The 19,512-nt window shown below is 74.5% G+C and carries 15 protein-coding genes and 4 pseudogenes; 9 read left to right on the top strand and 10 right to left on the bottom strand.

The window, feature by feature from the left end:
* Positions 1–6: 6 nt before the first annotated feature.
* Positions 7–1,229, bottom strand: a pseudogene (locus G7075_RS13005) (anion permease).
* Positions 1,230–1,449: 220 nt separating this feature from the next.
* Between G7075_RS13005 and G7075_RS13000 the strand changes: the two are divergent.
* The 5 genes from G7075_RS13000 to G7075_RS12980 all read left to right on the top strand — a co-directional run bounded on the left by G7075_RS13000 (position 1,450) and on the right by G7075_RS12980 (position 9,091).
* Positions 1,450–1,815 (top strand): hypothetical protein, encoded by a 366-nt coding sequence (locus tag G7075_RS13000; RefSeq protein ID WP_240917599.1) that lies wholly within the window; start codon positions 1,450–1,452, stop codon positions 1,813–1,815.
* Between the two features lie 204 nt (positions 1,816–2,019).
* Complete coding sequence (gene groL / locus G7075_RS12995; protein WP_166122376.1) at positions 2,020–3,645, top strand: chaperonin GroEL; 1,626 nt, start codon at positions 2,020–2,022, stop codon at positions 3,643–3,645.
* A gap of 233 nt (positions 3,646–3,878) precedes the next feature.
* On the top strand, positions 3,879–5,744 hold the full coding sequence (locus G7075_RS12990) for an alkaline phosphatase D family protein (protein ID WP_166122374.1): 1,866 nt from the start codon (positions 3,879–3,881) through the stop codon (positions 5,742–5,744).
* Between the two features lie 86 nt (positions 5,745–5,830).
* On the top strand, positions 5,831–6,529 hold the full coding sequence (locus G7075_RS12985) for an ABC transporter ATP-binding protein (protein WP_166122372.1): 699 nt from the start codon (positions 5,831–5,833) through the stop codon (positions 6,527–6,529).
* Between the two features lie 3 nt (positions 6,530–6,532).
* On the top strand, positions 6,533–9,091 hold the full coding sequence (locus G7075_RS12980; RefSeq protein WP_166122370.1) for an ABC transporter permease: 2,559 nt from the start codon (positions 6,533–6,535) through the stop codon (positions 9,089–9,091).
* A 13-nt stretch (positions 9,092–9,104) separates the two neighbouring features.
* Here the strand turns inward: G7075_RS12980 and G7075_RS12975 are convergent, their stop codons facing one another.
* On the bottom strand, positions 9,105–9,395 hold the full coding sequence (locus tag G7075_RS12975; RefSeq protein ID WP_166122368.1) for a WXG100 family type VII secretion target: 291 nt from the start codon (positions 9,393–9,395) through the stop codon (positions 9,105–9,107).
* Positions 9,396–9,516: 121 nt separating this feature from the next.
* Between G7075_RS12975 and G7075_RS12970 the strand changes: the two genes are divergently transcribed.
* Positions 9,517–10,293, top strand: coding sequence for a DUF4031 domain-containing protein (locus G7075_RS12970; RefSeq protein WP_166122366.1), 777 nt, complete (start codon positions 9,517–9,519; stop codon positions 10,291–10,293).
* On the opposite strand, the gene G7075_RS12965 is transcribed toward G7075_RS12970, so the two are convergent.
* Together G7075_RS12965 and G7075_RS12960 are read right to left on the bottom strand one after the other, a co-directional pair.
* A complete protein-coding gene (locus G7075_RS12965; protein ID WP_166122364.1) occupies positions 10,274–10,930 on the bottom strand; it encodes a metal-dependent phosphohydrolase in 657 nt (218 codons plus the stop codon). The genes G7075_RS12970 and G7075_RS12965 overlap by 20 nt on opposite strands.
* 45 nt (positions 10,931–10,975) lie before the next feature.
* On the bottom strand, positions 10,976–12,472 hold the full coding sequence (locus tag G7075_RS12960) for a DUF2339 domain-containing protein (protein ID WP_166122362.1): 1,497 nt from the start codon (positions 12,470–12,472) through the stop codon (positions 10,976–10,978).
* Here G7075_RS12960 and G7075_RS12955 point away from each other — a divergent pair.
* Positions 12,440–12,910, top strand: a complete 471-nt coding sequence (locus G7075_RS12955) for a hypothetical protein (RefSeq protein ID WP_166122360.1) — start codon at positions 12,440–12,442, stop codon at positions 12,908–12,910. The genes G7075_RS12960 and G7075_RS12955 overlap by 33 nt on opposite strands.
* Before the next feature lie 55 nt (positions 12,911–12,965).
* Here the strand turns inward: G7075_RS12955 and G7075_RS12950 are convergent.
* The 6 genes and pseudogenes from G7075_RS12950 to G7075_RS12925 all read right to left on the bottom strand — a co-directional run.
* Positions 12,966–13,817: pseudogene (locus tag G7075_RS12950) on the bottom strand (S1C family serine protease); the annotation flags it as partial.
* A gap of 629 nt (positions 13,818–14,446) precedes the next feature.
* Positions 14,447–14,760 (bottom strand): annotated as a pseudogene (locus G7075_RS21305) (ATP-binding protein).
* A gap of 233 nt (positions 14,761–14,993) precedes the next feature.
* A pseudogene (locus G7075_RS21300) lies at positions 14,994–15,893 on the bottom strand (HAMP domain-containing protein); the annotation flags it as partial.
* On the bottom strand, positions 15,893–16,606 hold the full coding sequence (locus G7075_RS12935) for a response regulator transcription factor (protein ID WP_166122358.1): 714 nt from the start codon (positions 16,604–16,606) through the stop codon (positions 15,893–15,895). The gene G7075_RS12935 and the pseudogene G7075_RS21300, both read right to left, overlap by 1 nt.
* Positions 16,607–16,668: 62 nt before the next feature.
* Positions 16,669–16,926, bottom strand: coding sequence for a hypothetical protein (locus tag G7075_RS12930; RefSeq protein WP_166122356.1), 258 nt, complete (start codon positions 16,924–16,926; stop codon positions 16,669–16,671).
* Entirely contained in the window at positions 16,920–17,438 is a 519-nt protein-coding gene (locus tag G7075_RS12925; RefSeq protein ID WP_166122354.1) for a hypothetical protein, read from the bottom strand. The genes G7075_RS12930 and G7075_RS12925 overlap by 7 nt, the downstream gene beginning before the upstream one ends.
* Before the next feature lie 134 nt (positions 17,439–17,572).
* Between G7075_RS12925 and G7075_RS12920 the strand changes: the two genes are divergently transcribed.
* Together G7075_RS12920 and G7075_RS12915 are read left to right on the top strand one after the other, a co-directional pair.
* On the top strand, positions 17,573–18,511 hold the full coding sequence (locus tag G7075_RS12920) for a hydroxymethylglutaryl-CoA lyase (protein WP_166122351.1): 939 nt from the start codon (positions 17,573–17,575) through the stop codon (positions 18,509–18,511).
* Positions 18,512–18,922: 411 nt separating this feature from the next.
* The gene (locus tag G7075_RS12915) at positions 18,923–19,495 is read left to right on the top strand and encodes a hypothetical protein (protein ID WP_166122349.1); all 573 of its coding nucleotides are present in this window, start codon (positions 18,923–18,925) and stop codon (positions 19,493–19,495) included.
* The last annotated feature ends 17 nt before the right edge of the window (positions 19,496–19,512 follow it).

The raw sequence follows: 19,512 nt of genomic DNA, 5'->3' as shown, positions 1-19,512 counted from the left end.
TCTCCGTCAGCGGGTCGGGGTCTTGGTGGGGGTGGGCTGCTCCGGGGCGGCGGTCGTGCCCCACTCGTCGGTGACGTTGTGCGCGCCGACGTGCTGGTGCCGCGAGCGCCGGTACATCCAGCCCGACGCCGCACAGAGGATGAGGAAGACGAGCAGCGCCCCGGGGATGCCGCCGAGGGTGTGACCGACCCACCACATCAGCGCGCCCATCCCGGCGGCGATGGGGAAGGTCATGGCCCACGCGACGACCATCCGCCCGGCCGTCGCCCAGCGGACGTGCGTGCCGCGGCCGAGCCCGCCGCCGAGCACCGAGCCGGTCGCGACGTGCGTCGTCGAGAGCGCGAACCCGAGGTGGCTGGAGGCGAGGAGCACGGCGGCCGTCGCCCCGTCGCTCGACAGCCCCTGGCGCGGCGTGATGTCGACGAGCCCCTTGCCGAGGGTGCGGATGATCCGCCAGCCGCCGATGTAGGTGCCGAGGGCGATGGCCAGCGCGGCGCTGACCTTCACCCAGATCGGCACGGCGTCGGTGCGGTCCCAGTGGCCGCTCGCGATGAGGGCGAGGGTCATGACGCCCATCGTCTTCTGCGCGTCGTTCGTGCCGTGCGCGAGCGAGACGAGGGAGGCGCTGCCGATCTGGCCCCAGCGGAAGTAGCGCTCCTCGAGCCGGTCCATCACCGAGCTCGTCAGCTTGTGCACGAGCCAGCAGCCGACGAAGGCGACGGCCATCGCGACGACGGGGGAGAGCAGCGAGGGCAGGAGGATCTTGCCGACGACACCGTCGAGCTTGGTGCCGTCGCCGTTCCACTTGACGCCGGCGAAGCCGAGGCCCGCGGCCCCGCGCCGGTGAGGCCGCCGAGCAGCGCGTGCGACGAGCTGGACGGCAGGCCGAGCAGCCAGGTCGCGAGGTTCCAGACGATGCCGCCGACGAGGCCGGCGAGGACGATGAGCAGCAGCGCCTCACCGCCGTCGGTCAGCAGCTCCGGGCGCGGTGCGCCGGACTTGTCCTGGATCTTGATGACGGCGTTCGACACGGTGAGCGCGACCTCGACGGAGAGGAAGGCCCCCACGAGGTTGAGGACCGCCGAGAGGCCGACCGCCACCTTCGGGGCCAGGGCCCCGGTGGAGATCGAGGCCGCCATGGCGTTGGCCGTGTCGTGGAAGCCGTTGGTGAAGTCGAAGGCCAGTGACGTCACGATGACGAGCACGAGGATGATGGTCGCTGCGTCCACGAGGCACCAGTCTGGGGTCGACGTCCCCGCTTCACCAAGGTGAGGGGCCTCGTTCACCCGTTGTTCACCTTCTGCCGGGGCGCCGGGGGCTGCCGGGACGGGTGGGCTGACACGATGGCTCGATGAGCGATCTGGACTGGAGCACCCCGAGGGCCTCGCGGCCATCGGCCGCCACCTCGCCGAGCGGATCGACGGCTGGCGCCCGCCGGTCGCCCACGCGGTGGGGCTCTCGCCGGCCACCTCCTCGCCGGAGTGGGACTTCCGGCAGGTCAACGCACCGGGTGGACGCCACCAGCTGCCGGCCGTCGTGCTCGCGACGATCCTCGGCCACGACGGGTCGACCGCCACCCTGCCGCTCTCCCGCGCCGACCTGGCCGCGGCCGTCGAGTCCCTCGCACCGGCCGAGGCCTGCACGGCGCTGGAGCACCCGAACCTCGCCGCGTGGCGCGAGGTCCTCCACGAGCTCGACGGCAACCCGGCCCGCGAGGCGGTCGCGGTCTTCGTCGCCGACCTCGATGACCCCGTGGCCTCCGAGGCCGACGCCTCGCTGCGTGTCCACCTCGGTGGGGCGACGCCCGAGCTCTGAGCGGGCGCTGCGTCGCGGGCACCGTTTGCACTCTCCCCCGAGAGTGCCAATAATGAGCGTTAGCACTCTCACCATGAGAGTGACAAGAACCGACCGGTCCGGTGAGGCCCGGTGCGCCGACGGTGACCTGAACCGCGGCCCCGAGCCGTCCGTCGCGGGCACCCTCCGGTCCCACCTTCGATTCGCGTGGGAGGAACCACCCGAATGGCCAAGATCATCGCTTTCGATGAGGAGGCGCGCCGCGGTCTCGAGCGAGGGATGAACACCCTCGCCGACGCCGTCAAGGTCACGCTCGGCCCCAAGGGCCGCAACGTCGTCCTGGAGAAGAAGTGGGGCGCCCCCACCATCACCAACGACGGCGTCTCCATCGCCAAGGAGATCGAGCTCGACGACCCGTACGAGAAGATCGGCGCGGAGCTCGTCAAGGAGGTCGCGAAGAAGACCGACGACGTCGCCGGTGACGGCACGACGACGGCCACCGTCCTCGCCCAGGCGCTGGTCCGCGAGGGCCTGCGCAACGTCGCGGCCGGCGCCAACCCGATGGCGCTCAAGCGCGGCATCGAGAAGGCCGTCGCCGCCGTCTCCGACGAGCTGCTCAACAACGCCAAGGACGTCGAGACCAAGGAGCAGATCGCTGCCACGGCCTCGATCTCCGCTGCTGACCCCCAGATCGGCGAGATGATCGCCGAGGCCATGGACAAGGTCGGCAAGGAGGGCGTCATCACCGTCGAGGAGAGCAACACCTTCGGCCTCGAGCTCGAGCTCACCGAGGGCATGCGCTTCGACAAGGGCTACATCAGCCACTACTTCGTCACCGACACCGAGCGCATGGAGGCCGTGCTCGAGGACCCCTACGTCCTCATCGCGAACTCCAAGATCGGCTCGATCAAGGACCTGCTGCCCCTCCTCGAGAAGGTCATGCAGTCCGGCAAGCCGCTGCTCATCATCTCCGAGGACGTCGAGGGCGAGGCGCTGTCCACGCTCGTCGTCAACAAGATCCGCGGCACCTTCAAGTCGGTCGCCGTCAAGGCCCCCGGCTTCGGCGACCGTCGCAAGGCGATGCTCGGCGACATCGCGATCCTCACCGGCGGCCAGGTCATCTCCGAGGAGGTCGGGCTCAAGCTCGACACCGCGGACCTGTCCCTGCTCGGCAAGGCCCGCAAGGTCGTCGTCACCAAGGACGAGACGACCGTCGTCGAGGGCTCGGGCGACCAGGACGCGATCCAGGGCCGGGTCAACCAGATCCGCGCCGAGATCGAGAAGTCGGACTCCGACTACGACCGCGAGAAGCTCCAGGAGCGCCTCGCCAAGCTCGCCGGCGGCGTCGCCGTCATCAAGGCGGGCGCGGCCACCGAGGTCGAGCTCAAGGAGCGCAAGCACCGCATCGAGGACGCCGTCCGCAACGCGAAGGCCGCCGTCGAGGAGGGCATCGTCGCCGGTGGTGGCGTCGCCCTCATCCAGGCCGGTGCCAAGGCGTTCGCCTCGCTCTCCCTCGAGGGTGACGAGGCGACCGGTGCGAACATCGTCAAGGTCGCCATCGAGGCGCCGCTCAAGCAGATCGCGATCAACGCCGGTCTCGAGGGTGGGGTCGTCGCGGAGAAGGTCAGCAACCTCGAGCCGGGCTGGGGCCTCAACGCCGCGTCCGGTGAGTACGTCGACCTCGTCGCGGCCGGTGTCATCGACCCGGCGAAGGTCACCCGCTCGGCGCTGCAGAACGCGGCGTCCATCGCGGCGCTGTTCCTCACCACCGAGGCGGTCATCGCCGACAAGCCCGAGAAGTCGGCTCCGGCCATGCCGGGCGGCGACGACATGGGCGGCATGGGCTTCTGAGCCCAACCCCCGCGTCACGCACCGACGGGCGCTCCTCCTTCCGGGAGGGGCGCCCGTCGTCGTGTCCGGGCCCGGTGCCGGCCCGCGAGCCGTTCGTGTGGTCGCCAGCCGCGTCGACGCGGCTCGCGAACGGTCGACTCGGCTCGCGAGCCGGTCCGCAGCGGGGTGGACCGGGGTCGGACCCGGGTGTTCCCCCACAGCGCACGTCCAGCGAGCCGGGGCAGGATGAGCGGATGAGCCATCCGTCTGCCGCGCCCGAGGCCGCCGACCCCGGACCCGGCGCCGGCCCCGGACCCCGTGCGGCCGCCGCGCGCGACGGCGCCGACGGCCCGCTCGTGCTCGGACCGCTCCTCCGGTACGTCGACGAGACGTCGGCGACCGTGTGGGTGCGCACGGCCCAGGCCTCGACGGTCAGCGTGATGCGCGCCGGACGCTCGTGGAGTGCGCCGACCTTCGGGGTCCACGGCTCCCACTACGCCCTCGTCGTCTGCGACGGCCTCGAGCCCGGCAGCGACGAGGCCTACGAGCTGCTCCTCGACGGCGAGCGGGTCTGGCCGTTCGACGGCTGGCCGCCCAGCCGCATCCGCACCCTCAGCCCGGACCGGTTGCCGCACTTCGCGTTCGGCTCGTGCCGCACGTTCGGCAGCCACGACGCCGAGGGCACCCGGCTGCACGGCGTCGACGCGCTGCGCAGCCTCGGGGTGACCCTGCGCGACGTGCCGGACGCTGGCCGGCCCGACCTCCTCCTGCTGCTCGGCGACCAGGTGTACGCCGACACCACGCCGCACGGTGAGCTCGAGGACTTCATGCGCTCGCGGCGCAGCCTCGAGGAGCCCCCGTACGAGGAGATCAAGGACTACCCCGAGTACGACGAGCTGTACCGGATCACCTGGTCCGACCCCGTCATCCGCTGGCTGTTCTCGACCCTGCCCTCGGCGATGATCTTCGACGACCACGACATCCGCGACGACTGGAACACCTCGTGGTCGTGGCGCCGCGACATCCGGGCCACGACCTGGTGGCAGGAGCGCATCGTCTCAGGGCTCGCGTCGTACTGGGTGCACCAGCACCTCGGCAACCTCTCGCCGGCCGAGCTCGCGGCCGAGGAGCTCTACGCGCGGGTGCTCGAGCACGCGGCCGCGGGAGGTGCCGGCGAGCTCGACCTGACCGCCGACCTCGACGCCCTGGCCGCCCGCGCCGATGCCGACCCCGCGACCTACCGCTGGAGCCACACCCGCGAGCTCGGCGACTGCCTGCTCGTCGTGCTCGACTCGCGCGCCGCCCGCGACCTCCAGCCGGACCGCCGCTCGATGCTCGACGAGGTCGAGATGCGCTGGCTCGACGAGACCCTGCGCGGCGGGCACCGGCACGTGTTCGTCGGCACCTCGCTGCCGTTCCTGCTCCCGCCGGGGCTGCACGACTTCGAGGCCATCGACGAGGCCGTCGCCGAGGGGGCCTACGGTCGCCGGGCGGCCCACGTCGCCGAACGGGTCCGGCGCACCGTCGACCTCGAGCACTGGGCGGCCTTCACCGCCGGCTTCGACGAGGTCTTCGAGCTCGTGATGGACCTCGCGCGCGGCCACCGCGGCCCGGCGCCCGACACCGTGACCTTCCTGTCCGGTGACGTGCACAACTCCTACTTCGCCGAGGTCACCGACCCGGGCCGGCACGGCGCCCGCTCGCGGATCGTCCAGGCCGTCTGCTCGCCCATCCGCAACCCGATGCCGCGCGGGGTGCGCGTCGCGGTCTCGATGCTCACCCGCTCGCTCGTGCGCCCGATGCGCTTCCTCGCCGCCCGGTCCGAGCGCACCCCGGACCCCCGCTACCCGTGGACGGTCACCGAGGGGCCGTGGTTCGACAACAACGTCGCGCTCTGCCGCGTGACGCCCGGCGGCCTCGAGCTGACCTGGGTCACCGGGATGGTCGACGGCGACGACCACGACCACCCCTGGCTGCGCGAGGTGTACTCGGTGTCGGTGCCGTCAGCCCGCCCGGCGGGTGCGGACGGTCCCGCGCACCGGCCCGGTGCGACCACCGGGGACGAGCCGGGGTCGGCCCCGGGTGGACCCCGACGGCGCCACCCCGCCGAGGTCGCCTAGCGTGAGCGCATGACGGTCGCCGAGCCCACCCCACCCCGGTCGCGCCCGGAGCCCGCGCGGCGGCCCGGGTCGAGGGCCTCTCCAAGGTGTACGGGTCGGGTGACACCCGGGTCGTCGCGCTCGACGACGTCACCCTCGACCTCCACGCCGGCGAGTTCACGGCGATCATGGGCCGCTCCGGCTCGGGCAAGTCGACCCTGATGCACTGCGCCGCCGGCCTCGACTCGGTGACCTCCGGCCACGTCTGGCTCGGCGACGTCGACCTCACGACGCTCAAGGAGCGCCGGCTCACCGAGCTGCGCCGCGACCGCATCGGCTTCGTCTTCCAGGCCTTCAACCTCGTGCCGACCCTCACTGCCGAGGAGAACATCGTCCTGCCGCTGGCCATCGCCGGCCGGCGCCCCGACCCCGCGTGGTTCGACGAGGTCGTCGACACCGTCGGCCTGCGCGACCGCCTCGGGCACCGGCCCGGCGAGCTGTCCGGCGGCCAGCAGCAGCGGGTGGCCTGCGCCCGGGCCCTCGTCGGGCGTCCCGACGTCGTCTTCGCCGACGAGCCCACCGGCAACCTCGACTCGACGTCGGGCGCCGAGGTGCTCGGGTTCCTGCGGCGCTCGGTCGACACCCACGGCCAGACCGTCGTCATGGTCACGCACGACCCCGGCGCGGCGAGCTGGACCGACCGCGTCGTCTTCCTCGCCGACGGCCACGTGGTCGGTGAGCTGCGCGAGCCGACGCCCGAGGCCGTGCTCGAGTGGATGGCGCGCCTCGCCGAGTCGGAGGCCTGAGCCGTGCTCCGCGCGACGCTGCGCGGGATCCTCGCGCACAAGGTGCGGCTCCTGCTCAGCGGGGTCGCCGTGGTGCTCGGGGTGGCCTTCGTCGCCGGGTCCTACGTCTTCACCGACACCCTCGACCGCGCCTTCACCGGCCTGACGAGCGGCGCGGTCGGCGACGTCATCGTCCGGCCGGGCAGCGCCGAGGACACGGGCGGCGGTGGGCCGCTCGGCGCCCAGGCCGTGCGCACCGTGCCCGCCGACCTCGTCGCCCGGCTCGGTGCCGTGCCGGGGGCCGCGCGGGCCGACGGGCGGGTGACGGCGTTCGGCACCTTCGTCGTCGACAAGCGCGGCAAGCTCGTCGGCGGTGGGGGTCCGCCCGGTATCGCGGTGTCCTACAGCGCAGGACCAGCGGCCAACGGCATCCCGTCGGCGACGCTCGAGCACGGGCGCTTCCCCGCCCGGGCCGGGGAGGTCGTCCTCGACGTCAACAGCGCCGAGCGCTCGGGCTACCTCCTCGGCGAGCAGGTGCCCCTCCTCACCGCGGGCGCCCAGCCCCGCGTCGAGGCCACCCTCGTCGGCACCGCCGAGTTCGGCGGCAGCTCGCTCGTCGGCGCGAGCGTCGTGATGTTCGACCCGCGCCAGGCCCAGCAGCTCTTCCTCGAGGGCGGCACCGGGTGGTCGACGGTCTGGGTGACGGCCGCGCCGGGCACGAGCCAGACCGACCTGCTGCGCTCGGTGCAGGCGGTGCTGCCGAAGGGCTTCCGCGCCGACACCGGGGATGCCACCTCGGCGCGCGCGGCCACCCGCATCGACGAGGCGCTGTCGTTCGTCACGACCTTCCTGCTCGTGTTCGCCGGGGTCGCCCTGACCGTCGGCGCCTTCCTCATCGTCAACACCTTCTCGATCCTCGTCGCCCAGCGCAGCCGCGAGCTGGCCCTGCTGCGGGCCATCGGGGCCAGCCGGCGGCAGGTGGCCCGCTCGGTCCTCGTCGAGGCCGGCCTCGTCGGGTTCGTCGGGTCCGCCCTCGGCGTCGGGGTGGGCGTGCTCCTCGCCATCGGCATCCGGGCGGCCTTCGGGCGGGTCGGCCTCGACCTCGGCTCGACGCCGCTCGTCCTCCAGGGCCGGACGGTCGCCGTCGCCCTCGCGGTCGGGGTGCTCGTCACCGTCGTGTCCGCGTACCTGCCGGCCCGCCGTGCCGGTCGCGTCCCGCCGGTCGCCGCGATGCGTGACGACGCCGTGCTCGCCGAGGGCGGGATGCGCTGGCGCATCGTCGTCGGGTCGGTCCTGCTGGCCGCGGGCGTCGGGGCGATGGCCGCGGGGCTCGCCGGCTGGGGGAGCGAGCCGACGTACGTGCTCGGCGTCGGGGCCTTCGGGGTGCTCGTGGGCACCGCGCTGCTCAGCCCGGTGCTCGGCCGGCCGGTGCTCGGGCTCCTCGGGGCCACCTACCGCCGGCTCTTCGGCGCGGTCGGTCGGATGGCCGAGCAGAACTCGCGGCGCAACCCCCGGCGCACCGGCGCCACGGCGTCGGCCCTGATGATCGGCGTCTCGCTCGTGACCCTGATGTCCGTGCTCGGCGCCTCGGCCAAGGCCAGCCTCGACAAGTCCCTCGCCGAGGACATCGTCGCCGACTACGTCGTGTCGAGCGTCGTCGGGCAGGGCTTCTCGGCGGCGATCACCGACACCGTCGCCGACGTGCCCGGGGTGGCCGAGGTGGTGCGGGTGCGCGGCGCGCGGGTGGAGCTGAAGGGCGACCGCGAGTTCGCCACCGGTGTCGACCCGGCCGGCGTCGTGCGCGTCGCCCGCCCGGACGTGACCGCGGGCTCGCTCGAGGCCCTGGGCGCCGGCGACGTCGCCCTCTCGACCGCGCACGCACGCGACCTGGGGCTGCGGATCGGCGACCCGGTGACCACGAGCTTCGCCGGCACCGAGGTCTCCGGACGGGTGGTCGCCACGTACGAGCCGGACGCGGTGCTGCAGGCCGACGTGACGATGTCGTTGACGGCCTTCGACGCCCTGGGCGTCCCGCCGACCGACCGCTCGGCGTTCGTCGTCGCGGAGCCCGGCACCGACCGGCCGGCCCTCAAGCGGGCCCTGGACGCCGCTGTCGCCGACCTGCCGACGGTCGGGGTCGCCGACCAGGAGGAGTTCGCCGCCGAGCAGCGTCGTCCCATCGACCAGCTGCTGTTCATCGTCTACGCGCTGCTCGGGCTGGCCGTCGTCATCGCCGTGCTCGGCATCGTCAACACCCTCGCGCTCTCGGTCGTCGAGCGGGTGCGCGAGATCGGCCTGCTGCGGGCGGTCGGCCTGAGCCGGCGCCAGCTGCGGCTGATGCTGCGCCTGGAGTCGGTGGCCATCGCGGTGCTCGGCGCGGTGCTCGGCATCGTGCTCGGGCTGGCGTTCGCGGTGGCCCTCCAGCGCTCGCTGGCCGACGACGGCATCGACGTGCTGTCGATCCCGTGGCTCCAGCTGGCCGGGTTCGTCGCCGTCGCGGCCCTCGTCGGTGTGCTGGCCGCCCTCTGGCCGGGGCGCCGGGCCGCCCGCCTCGACGTGCTGCGGGCGATCGCCAGCGAGTGACCCCGCGGGCGCGTCAGGTGAACATCCGCACCGCCTGCGCCTCGGTCTCGGCGTACTGGACCCCGGCCGCCCCGAGCACCCGCCCGATCGAGTCGAGGGACTCGCGCACCTGGTGCTGCGTGGCCCGCCACTGCTCGACGACGCCCTGGAACTGCGCCGACGCCGACCCGGTCCAGGCGTCCTGGAGGCCGGTGAGGCGGGCGGACATCACGGCCACCTGCCCCTCGATCTCGGCGGAGATGCGGGCCACGTCGCCGGACGCCGCCGCGATGCGGTCGGTGTCGACCTGGAACTGCGCTGCCATGGGGTACCCCCTCGTCGTGGCCGGCCCCACTGGCCGCCCGCTCCCTCGACGCTAGGCGGAGGGGCCCGACCGGCCGCGGGGTTTTCCACAGGCCGGGGAGGGCCCGCCTACGATCGGGCGGGTGACCGTGCTCATCGACCCCCCGCGTGCCGAGGCCCACGGGCGGCGGTGGTCCCACCTCGTCAGCGACACCGACCTTGACGAGCTGCACGCGTTCGCGCGCTCCTGCGGCATCCCGGCCCGCGGGTTCGAGGGCGACCACTACGACGTCCCCGAGGAGCGCTACGACGCCGTCGTCGCCGCCGGCGCCACGCCCGTGCCCGCGCGCGACCTGCTGCGCCGGCTCGTCGCGAGCGGCCTGCGGATGCAGAAGCGTCGCGGCGACAAGGGCGTGGCTCGGGTCCCGGCTGTGCACCTGGCGGACGACGTCGTCATCGACGTCGACCTCATCGCCTCGGCCCGCGACGCCGACCCCGGCCGGGTCTTCGCCGCCCTCGTGCTCGTGCACGACGCGGCCGGCGACCTCGCCGTCGTGCACTCCGTGTGGCGCGACGAGTGGGGCGCCCCGGGCGGCGGCCGTGAGGACGGGGAGTCGGTGCGGGAGAACGCCGTCCGCGAGGTCCAGGAGGAGACGGGCCTGGTGCTCGACGGTGCCGCGCTCCGGCCGGTGGGCTACGAGCGCTTCCGCGCGGTGGCCGGTGAGGGGCCGTGGACGCACGGTCGCGACCTGCTCCAGCTGTTCGAGGCGTGGGTGCCCGGCACCCGTCCGCCCCTGACGACGACCCTCGACGACACGTCCGACCGTCGCTGGGTGACCCCCGCCGAGCTGGAAGGCCTGTGCGGCAGCACCTTCTGGTGGCCACTCGTCGACAGGGTGCTCAACCCGCCAACCTGGTGAGCTCGCGCGCGAGGTTCTCGCGGGCCGCCGGCTCCCACACCCGACGGGCGTGCGGTGTGCGGTACACGTGTGGTCGCACGAGGAACGGCCGCAGCACCGCGGCGCGCCCCACGGCGTACTCCGCGGCCGGCACGTGGCCGTACTCGGCCCGCACCTGGCGGCAGTACTCGTCGAACCGGGAGACCGGGGCCGCGAGGATCCAGAGGTCGGCGTCGTGCAGCACGAGCCGGGCGGGGTCGTCGACGTCCTCGTCGAGGTCGTGCCCGGCGGTGTCGAGGACGAGCGTGACGACGCGGTCGACGACCTCCTCCGCGGCACCGAGCGGGCCGAGGCTGCGGGCGGCCAGGGCCGCGCTGCGGCGCTCGTTGCCGTCGGGGTCGCTCACCGCGTAGACCGCGTCGTGGAACCAGGCCGCGAGCAGGGCGGCCGCCCGGTCGAGCGGCGCCAGCCGGCCGGCCCGGCTCAGGGCGTCGACGGCGGTGAGGACCTCGGCGAGGTGGGCCAGGTCGTGGTAGCGCCGGTGCGACTCGCCCCAGCGGCGGACCAGGTCGGCCCCGACGGACGCGAGCGCCTCGCGACCGGCCCCGGGCAGGGCAGCGCCACCGTCCGTGAGCCAGCGACCCTGCAGCGCGTGCACCGGCCCACTGTGGCACGGCGCGGGCCGCACGTCACCTGCCGGTGCTCAGGTACGGGGGCGGCGCTCCCAGGCCCGGGCGTACCGGCTGCCCGTGGCCAGCAGGAGCAGGCCGGTGGCGATGAAGGCGACCGAGCGGAGCACGCCGTCGAGGGCGGCGAGGTCGAAGAGGAACAGCTTGGCGACGGCCACGGCGCTGAGCAGCAGCCCGCTGCGCAGGGTGAGGTCGGCGTCGTCGGGGCGGTCGAGGGACCGCAGCAGGAGCGCGGCCGCTGCGGCCATCCAGATGACGGTGGCGACGGCGTGCCCGGCCGTGAAGCCGAGGTCCGGGGCGTCGAAGCGCTGCCCGGCCAAGGTCCCCACGCTCACGAGAGCGGTTGCGGTGGAGGCGAGCCCGACGACCCAGGCGACGACCCGGGCGATGGTGCGCACCTCGGCCGGGACGCCGCGGACGCTGGCCGTGGCCCACCAGGCGAGGGCGACGACGCCGGCCGCGAGCACGCTGTCGACGAAGGCCACCGCGAGGTCGTGGCGCTCGGCCAGCCCGAGGCTGATGACGGCGAACGGGTGCTGGAGCCAGGTGAGCAGCGCGAGGCCCGCGACCCCCGAGCCGAGCCCCAGCGAGATGCGCGAGCGGGTGACCCCGGCGACCGCGAGGTGGCCCAGGGCGAGGAGGAGCAGGCTGGTGCCGACGAACCCGTCGGGGGCACCGGAGACGACCGCGAGGACCGCGGAGACGGCGCCCCCGACCCCGGCGGTGACGACGAGGTGGGCCGCGACGGGGCCGACCGGCGTGCGGCCGAGCACGGTCGCCCCGAGGAGGAGGACCCCCGCGACCCCGACGTGGGCCACCGTGGCGAGCGTGCCGCCGAGGGCGGTGTCGACCGCCAGCGTGCCGACGACGACGAGGGCCAGCGCCGCGCTCGAGGCGACGTCGGCACCGTCGCGGCGGACCGACAGGGCCGAGGTGACGAGGGTGGCCAGCAGCACGACCACGGCCACCGCGAGGAGCGCGGACCCGGGGGCGCGTCCGGTGGCCAGTCCGGAGCCCGCGAGCAGCGAGAGCGAGACCGGCAGGGAGCGGGTGACGGTGAGCAGCGGCACGGTGCGCTCGCCACCGGCCCACCAGCCGACGACCGCGAGCACCCCGAGCACAGCGGAGAGCAGCCAGCCGGCGCTGCCGGCCACGACGGGCGAGAGCGCTCCGGCGCCGGCGACCATGAGCACGGCGAGCAGCTCGCTGGACCACCGGCGGGCGAGGGCCAGCCCGCCGACGGCGACGGCCACGCAGAGCGCGAGCCCGGCGGCCGGCGGCAGCCATGCGTAGTAGGCCGTGACCGCGACGACGTCGAGGTAGGCGGCGGCGGCACCGGTGGCGACCAGGGCCACCGGCGCGCTCCCCACGGGAGAGCCCAGGCCCCGGTCGCGCGCCCCTCCACGCGCACCGAGGCCGCCGAGCACTGCCGCGAGGAACGCGCCGGCCGTGACCCTCGCGACCGGCCCGAACCAGCCGTGCCGGACGGCGAGGACGAGGAGCATCGCCACGCCGGAGAGCGTGACGACGGCGCCGGCGACGGCGAGGACGCGGGTGACCGCCCCTCGCGCCGGTACCAGGGCTCCGCCGGGGTGTACGCACCCGGGGACGTCGCGAGCGTGCCGACGGCCGGGGCCGCCGGCCGGGTGACCGGGGCGGCGCCACCCTGCGGCGCCGCCCCGGTCGGGGTCGGCACCCACGCGGCCGGCTGCCCGGCCGACGGCGAGGGTGCCGGGGGGACCGGCGCGGTGGAGGGCCGCGCGGTCGCCGGTGCCTGCCCGGGCACCGGGGTCGGGGGGTGCTGCTCGAGCTGGGCCCGCATCCGGGCCAGCCCGTTGCCGACGGCGTACATCCGCTGCATCGCGTCGGCGAACTCGCGCTCGAGGCGCACCACGTCATCCCGCTGGGTCATGCGGCAAGACTCCCGGGAACGCCGACGGGGCGCCTGAGCACGGTTACTCATCCGTGCCCGGGCGCCCCGGGGGTGGTGCGGTCGGCGGCGGGTCAGCCGCCGCTGGTGTCGCGGGCCACGAGGGTGGCCCGGACCTCGATGCTCTTGCCGTCGCGCAGGACGGTGAGCTTCACGGTGCTGCCGACGGTCTGCTCGCGGACGTACCCGACGAGCGACTCGGCCGAGTCGACGGGGTCGCCGTTCAGGGCGGTGATGACGTCGCCCTTCTGCAGGCCGGCCTTCGCGGCGGGGGTGCCGGCACCCACGGAGGTGACCTCGGCGCCGGCGCGGGTCGCGGACCCGTCACTGGCGGAACCGTTCTGGGGCGTGACGCCCAGGTAGGCGTGCTGCGCCTTCCCCGTGTCGATGAGCTGCTTGGCGATCGACTGGACCTCCGCGACCGGGATCGCGAAGCCGATGCCGATGGAGCCGGACTGCCCGCCGGAGGAGGCGCCGAGCGAGGCGATCGAGGAGTTGATGCCCACGAGCCGGCCCGAGGAGTCGACGAGCGCGCCGCCGCTGTTGCCCGGGTTGATCGCCGCCGAGGTCTGGATCGCGTTGGTGACGACGGGCTCGGCGGTGGACTGCTGCTGCTGGAAGTCGCCGTTGAACGGGTTCTGCTGCTGCTGGGAGTCGTCCTCGGCCTGCGTGGTCACGGGCCGGTTGAGGGCACTGACGATGCCCGTGGTCACCGTGCCGGCGAGCCCGAGCGGGTTGCCGACCGCCATGACGGGGTCACCGACCTTGAGGGCCTCGGAGTCGCCCATCGCGATGGGCGCGAGGTCGGAGGGGGCCTTGTCGATGGTGATGACGGCGAGGTCGGTCGACGGGTCGGTGCCGCGCACCTGGGCCGAGTAGGTCCGGCCGTCGTTGAGGGTGACCTGCAGCTTCTGGGCCCCGGCGACGACGTGGTTGTTGGTCACGACGTGCCCGGAGTCGTCGATGATGACGCCCGACCCCTGGGCGGTGCCCTGCGCCAGGGTCGCGGTGATCGCGACGACGCTCGGGGAGACCGCCCCGCCGTGGCCGTCCAGTCCGGCGCGGACGCGCTGGCCTGCTGCACCGGGCCGGTGTCGGTACCGCGACCCAGCTGCGTGGACGACGACGCAGAGGAAGGGGACTGCGTGTCGTCGAGCAGCCGGGTCGCGGCCACCGTGCCGCCGGAGGACAGGAGGGCGGCGAGGACCGCGACGGCGGTGAGCTCCGCCGCGCGGCGACGTCCGGAGCCCTTGGCGGGGGAGCCAGGGGCCCCGGACGGCCCCGCCGGACCGAACGGCCCCGACGGAGGGGGAGGGGCCATCGGACCGGTCGGGGCGTTCTGGGGGTACGGCGCCGGGGGCGCCGCGGTGGTCGGCGCGGCCTCGCCCGTCGGACGGGAGGTGGTGGTCGTGCCGCCGTGCGGGGTGTACCACTGCGGGGTCGGCCACTGCTGGCCGGACCGGTCCGGGGTGGGGGGCTGCTGGTCGCTCATCGCCGGGGATCTCCTTCTGCTGGACTGGACCCCACTCAACGCCCCGAGGTGGACGTGTGCTGGTCAGCGGCTGGGAGTCCGCTGTGCGAACCGGACGACGAAGGTCGCGCCCCCGCCGGGGGTCTCCGCCACACCCACGCGGCCCCGGTGGCCGGCGACGATCGCGGCGACGATGGCCAGCCCGAGGCCGGTGCCACCGCCCTGGCCACGGCCGCGCGAGGGGTCGAGCCGGAAGAACCGCTCGAAGACCTTGGTCGCGATCTCGGGGGCACGCCCGGGCCGTGGTCGCGCACCTGCAGGCAGGCGTCGCTGCCCTCGTGTCCGACGAGGACCTCGACGGGGGTGCCACTCGGGGTGTGCCGCAACGCATTCGCCACGAGGTTGGTGACGACCTGGCGCAGCCGGGCCTCCGAGCCCCGGACGACGGTGGGTTCGACCGGGCCGCTGAGCCCGACGAGCGAGATGCGCCGTTCGGGGCCCGGGCGCGGGCGTCGGCCACCGCGTCGGCGGCGAGCACCGTGAGGTCGACGTCGGTGTGCTCGACCTCGGGCTCCTCGTCGAGCCGCGCCAGCGTGAGCAGGTCCTCGACGAGCTCGCCCATCCGGCCCGACTCGGCCTCGATGCGGCTCATCGCCGACCCGACCGCCTCCGGGTCGCGGACCGCGCCCTGGCGGTACAGCTCCGCGTAGCCGCGGACGGTCGCGAGCGGGGTGCGCAGCTCGTGCGAGGCGTCGGCGACGAACTGCCGCATCCGTTCCTCGCTGGCCTCGCGGACCGCGAACGAGGACTCGACCTGGCTGAGCATCACGTTGAGGCTGCGGGACAGCGAGGTGACCTCGTCGTCGGCGTGGCGCACCGGCACGCGCTGGGACAGGTCGCCCTCGGCGATGGCGGCCGCCGTGTCCTCGATGCGGCGCAGCGGCCGGAACGCGCGGCGCACGGCGAAGTGTCCGAGCACGAGGGACAGGACGAGGGCCACGGTGCCGAGCAGGGCGGTGGACACGAGGAGGCGGGTCACGGTGTGCGACACCGTCTCCAGCGGCACCCCGACCGCGACGACGGCGTCGGTGCCGGTGACCCGCGCGGCGATGAAGCGCCAGCGCAGGCGGCTGTCGGTGGACCCGACGGTGAACGGCTCCTGGGTGCTGACCCGCGGGTCGTCGGCCTGGAGGAGGGGGACGGCGGGCTGGACGCTCGTCCCGGTGGGGAGCTTCGGGGAGACCTGCTGGCCGTTGCTCTGGAGGACGACGGCGTAGCTGGTGGGCAGCACGTCGGTGTCGCCGCGGCGCAGGTCGGACAGCGCCTGGGTGGCGACCGGCTGGAGGACGCTGCGCAGCTCGGCGTCGACGCGGTCGTCGAGGTCGCTCTTGAGGAGGTAGGCGGTGATGAGGCTCGTCGAGAGCAGCGCGGCCCCGACGAGGACACCGACGATGAGCAGCAGTCGGGTGCGCAGCGGCACCACCTCGAGCCGGCCGACGACGCGGGCGAGCGGCCGGGACGGGCCCGCCATCAGGACTGCGGGGGCAGCCGCAGGACGTACCCGACGCCCCGCTTGGTGTGGATGAGCGAGGGGGTCCCCTCGACGTCGATCTTGCGGCGCAGGTAGGAGATGTAGGACTCGACGATGCCGGACTCGCCGCGGAAGTCGTAGTCCCACACGTGGTCGAGGATCTGCGCCTTCGACAGGACCCGGTTGGGGTTGAGCATGAGGTAGCGCAGGAGCTTGAACTCGGTGGGGCTGGTCTCGATGACCCGGGTGCCGCGCCGGACCTCGTGGCTGTCCTCGTCGAGCTCGAGGTCCTCGAAGCGCAGGACGGGACGGTCCTCGTCGAGGTCGCCGCGCGTGCGGCGCAGGACGGCGCGGATGCGGGCCACGACCTCCTCGAGGCTGAACGGCTTCGTGACGTAGTCGTCGCCGCCGACCGTGAGGCCCTTGATCTTGTCGTCGACCGAGTCGCGCGCCGTGACGAAGACGATGGGCAGCTGCCGGCCCTGGTCGCGCAGCTTGCGGGTGACGGTGAAGCCGTCCATGTCGGGGAGCATCACGTCGAGGACGCACAGGTCCGGGTGGTGGTCGTCGGCGACCCGCAGGGCCTCCGAGCCGCTGGCCGCCGTCGCGACGTCGAACCCCGCGTAGCGCAGCGACGTCGCGAGCAGCTCGCGGATGTTCGGCTCGTCCTCGACGACGAGGAGCCGGGCCTCGGGGGGCTGGGTGGAGGTCACGTCTCCCAGTCTCCGGTCCGAACCTGTGAGTCGGCTGGACGCGGGCTGGGTGGTTCCGGTCGTCAGTACCCGTCGTAGCCGGAGTCGAAGGAGGTGGAGGTGTCGCCGGTCGCGACGCCGTAGGCGATGAGCAGGATGAAGCCGAGCACGGTGAGGCCGATGCCGACGGAGAAGGCGATCCAGCCGAAGCGGGTCATCCGCCGCGAGCCCTCGGGGTCGTTGTCCTGCTTGGTCAGCCCGACGATGCCGAGGACCAGGGCGGGCACGGTGAGCAGGCTGCAGCAGAACACGGTGAGGACGCCGGTGAGGATCGTCAGCACGAGGGCGCTCGTGTTGCGCTGCGGCGGGCCGTAGATCGACGGCGGCGCACCGTAGGGGTGGGGCGAGGCGGGGGGACCGACCGGGACCCCGCCCTGCTGGTTCGGCGTCGGCTGGTAGGGCGCCTGCTGGTACGGCGCCTGCTGGTACGGCGGCTGGTAGGGCGCCTGCTGGTACGGGGACGGCGCTGCGCCCCGGGCGGGCCGTACGGGTACTCGGGTGCCGCGGGCGGGGCGGCCGGCGGCGGGTCGAACGGCGAGGCATAGGTCGGCTGCTCGTAGCCGGGGCGGTCGTAGCTCGGCGTGGTGTACGTCGGGCCGGCGTAGGTCGGGGGCGTGTACCCGCCCGGGGGCGGCGGGATGGCCCGGGTCGCTCCCGCGTCGACGACCTGGGTGTCGTCGATGCCGGGTGCGTCGGCCGGGCCGGCCGTGTCGTCGTCACCGTCCTGCGTGGCGGGCTCGGGGAGCTCCGGCGGCGCCGTGGGGTCGCGGAACTCGTCGTCGCTCGTGCTCACGGTGGCGTGCCCCTCGGTGACGGTGCTCGACCCCGGCGGGCCGACGCGCACGAGGGTAGCGCCCGGCCGGGCACCGACGGGGAGGGTTCGGGGTGCGGGGGCGCCGCCCCGCCCGGCCGTGTCAGGATCGGGGGATGAGCCGTGCGCTGCCGCAGGTCGAGCCGGACCCCTCGCTCCCGCCCCGGGTCACCGTCTACGAGGTGGGTCCGCGCGACGGCCTCCAGAACGAGTCGGGCGTGCTGCCGGCCGCCGACAAGGCCGAGTTCGTCCGACGGCTCGCGGCCGCGGGCCTCGGCACGGTCGAGACCACCTCGTTCGTCGACCCCCGCTGGGTGCCCCAGCTCGCCGACGCCGAGGACGTGCTCGCCCTGCTCGGTGCGGACGGCCGGGGGCCGCGGCGCCCGGTGCTCGTGCCCAACGTCCGCGGCCTCGACCGCGCGCTCGCCGCCGGGGTCGGTGCCGTCGCGATCTTCGGCAGCGCCACCGAGACCTTCGCACGCAAGAACCTCAACCGCACGGTCGAGGAGTCGGTGGCGATGTTCGCGCCGGTCGTCGAGCGGGCCCGGGCCGAGGGCCTCTGGGTCCGGGCCTACGTCTCGATGTGCTTCGGCGACCCGTGGGAGGGTCCGGTGCCGGTCGGGCAGGTCGTCGACGTCTGCCGGCGCCTCATGGACCTCGGCTGCGACCAGCTCTCCCTCGGCGACACCATCGGCGTCGGCACCGTCGGGCACGTGCACCGGCTGCTCGAGGCGCTGGGGGCGGCGGGCATCGGGCCCGAGCAGGTCGGCGTGCACTTCCACGACACCTACGGCCAGGCCCTCGCCAACACGATGGCCGCCCTGCGCGACGGCGTCACCGTCGTCGACGCCTCGACCGGCGGCCTCGGCGGCTGCCCCTACGCGAAGTCGGCCACCGGCAACCTCGCCACCGAGGACCTCGTGTGGACCCTCGACGGCGCCGGCGTCGAGACCGGCATCGACCTCGACGCCCTCGTCGAGACCTCGGTGTGGATGGCCGGCCGGCTCGGGAAGCCCTCGCCGTCGCGCGTCGTGACGGCCCTCGCCGGCGGCTGAGGACGCCCGGCTCGTCCGTGCGCGACACCGAGGGGACGCCGGGGACTGTGAGTTCGGTGTGAGTTCGCCCGGTCGGGGGTCGGTCGCCTCCCGGTGAGCGGATGATGGGGGGATGGCGAACCGTCCCACCGGGCCCGAGCAGGGCGACGACGTGCCCGAGCCCACCCAGCCCATCGACCCCGCGGCCCAGCCGCCCGTCGAGCCCGCGGCGCAGGCTCCTCAGGTCGCCCCGGCCGCGGTGGGGGAGCCGGCCTGGACCGCCGCCGCCCCCAGCCCGACCCGTCCGCCGCTCCCGGGCCCCCCGGCCCGCCCGGCTGGGCCCCGCCGCCCCGGCGCCCCGGGACGGTCCGCCGCACCTGGGACGACGCGACCTCGAGCACCGGTGGCCGGGTCGCCGTCGGCGCCGTCGCCGTGCTCGCCACCCTCCTCGTCGTCGCCGTCATCGGTCTCGGCGCGGCGCTCATCGGCACCCACGGCCGCGGCGACGTCGCCCGCGGACAGGCCTGGTTCGGGCGCGACGACGGCCGGCCGGGGATGGACGGACAGCGCGACCCGAACAGCGGTCCGATGATGCGGGGGCAGCGCCAGCGCGGCGGCACCGACGGCCAGGGCCGCCGGCAGGGGCAGCAGGGCCAGCAGCCGGGCAGCGGCGACGACTCGGGCCTCCCGCAGGGACGCCAGCGCGGCATCACGGGCGGGATGATGGGCGGCATGAACGGCCTCGACGACGTCCTGCACGGTGAGTTCACGACGACCGTGACGGGCAGCCCCGTCGTCATGGTGCTCCAGGTCGGCGAGGTCACCGCCTACACGGTGTCCACGTCCGTCACCGTCAAGAGCACCGACGGGTTCGAGGGCACCTACGACCTCACCGGCCCGTACGCCTCGACGCGCATCGGGCTCCCCTTGCAGGTCGGTGCCCAGGTGCGGGTCGTCGCCGCCAAGGACGGGATGAAGGCCACCCGCCTCAGCGTGCTCGGCTGAGCCGGCGGCGTCAGGGG

The organism is Phycicoccus sp. HDW14, assembly GCF_011383005.1.
Lineage (GTDB): Bacteria > Actinomycetota > Actinomycetes > Actinomycetales > Dermatophilaceae > Phycicoccus.
This window is presented reverse-complemented; position numbering and strand designations above follow the sequence as displayed.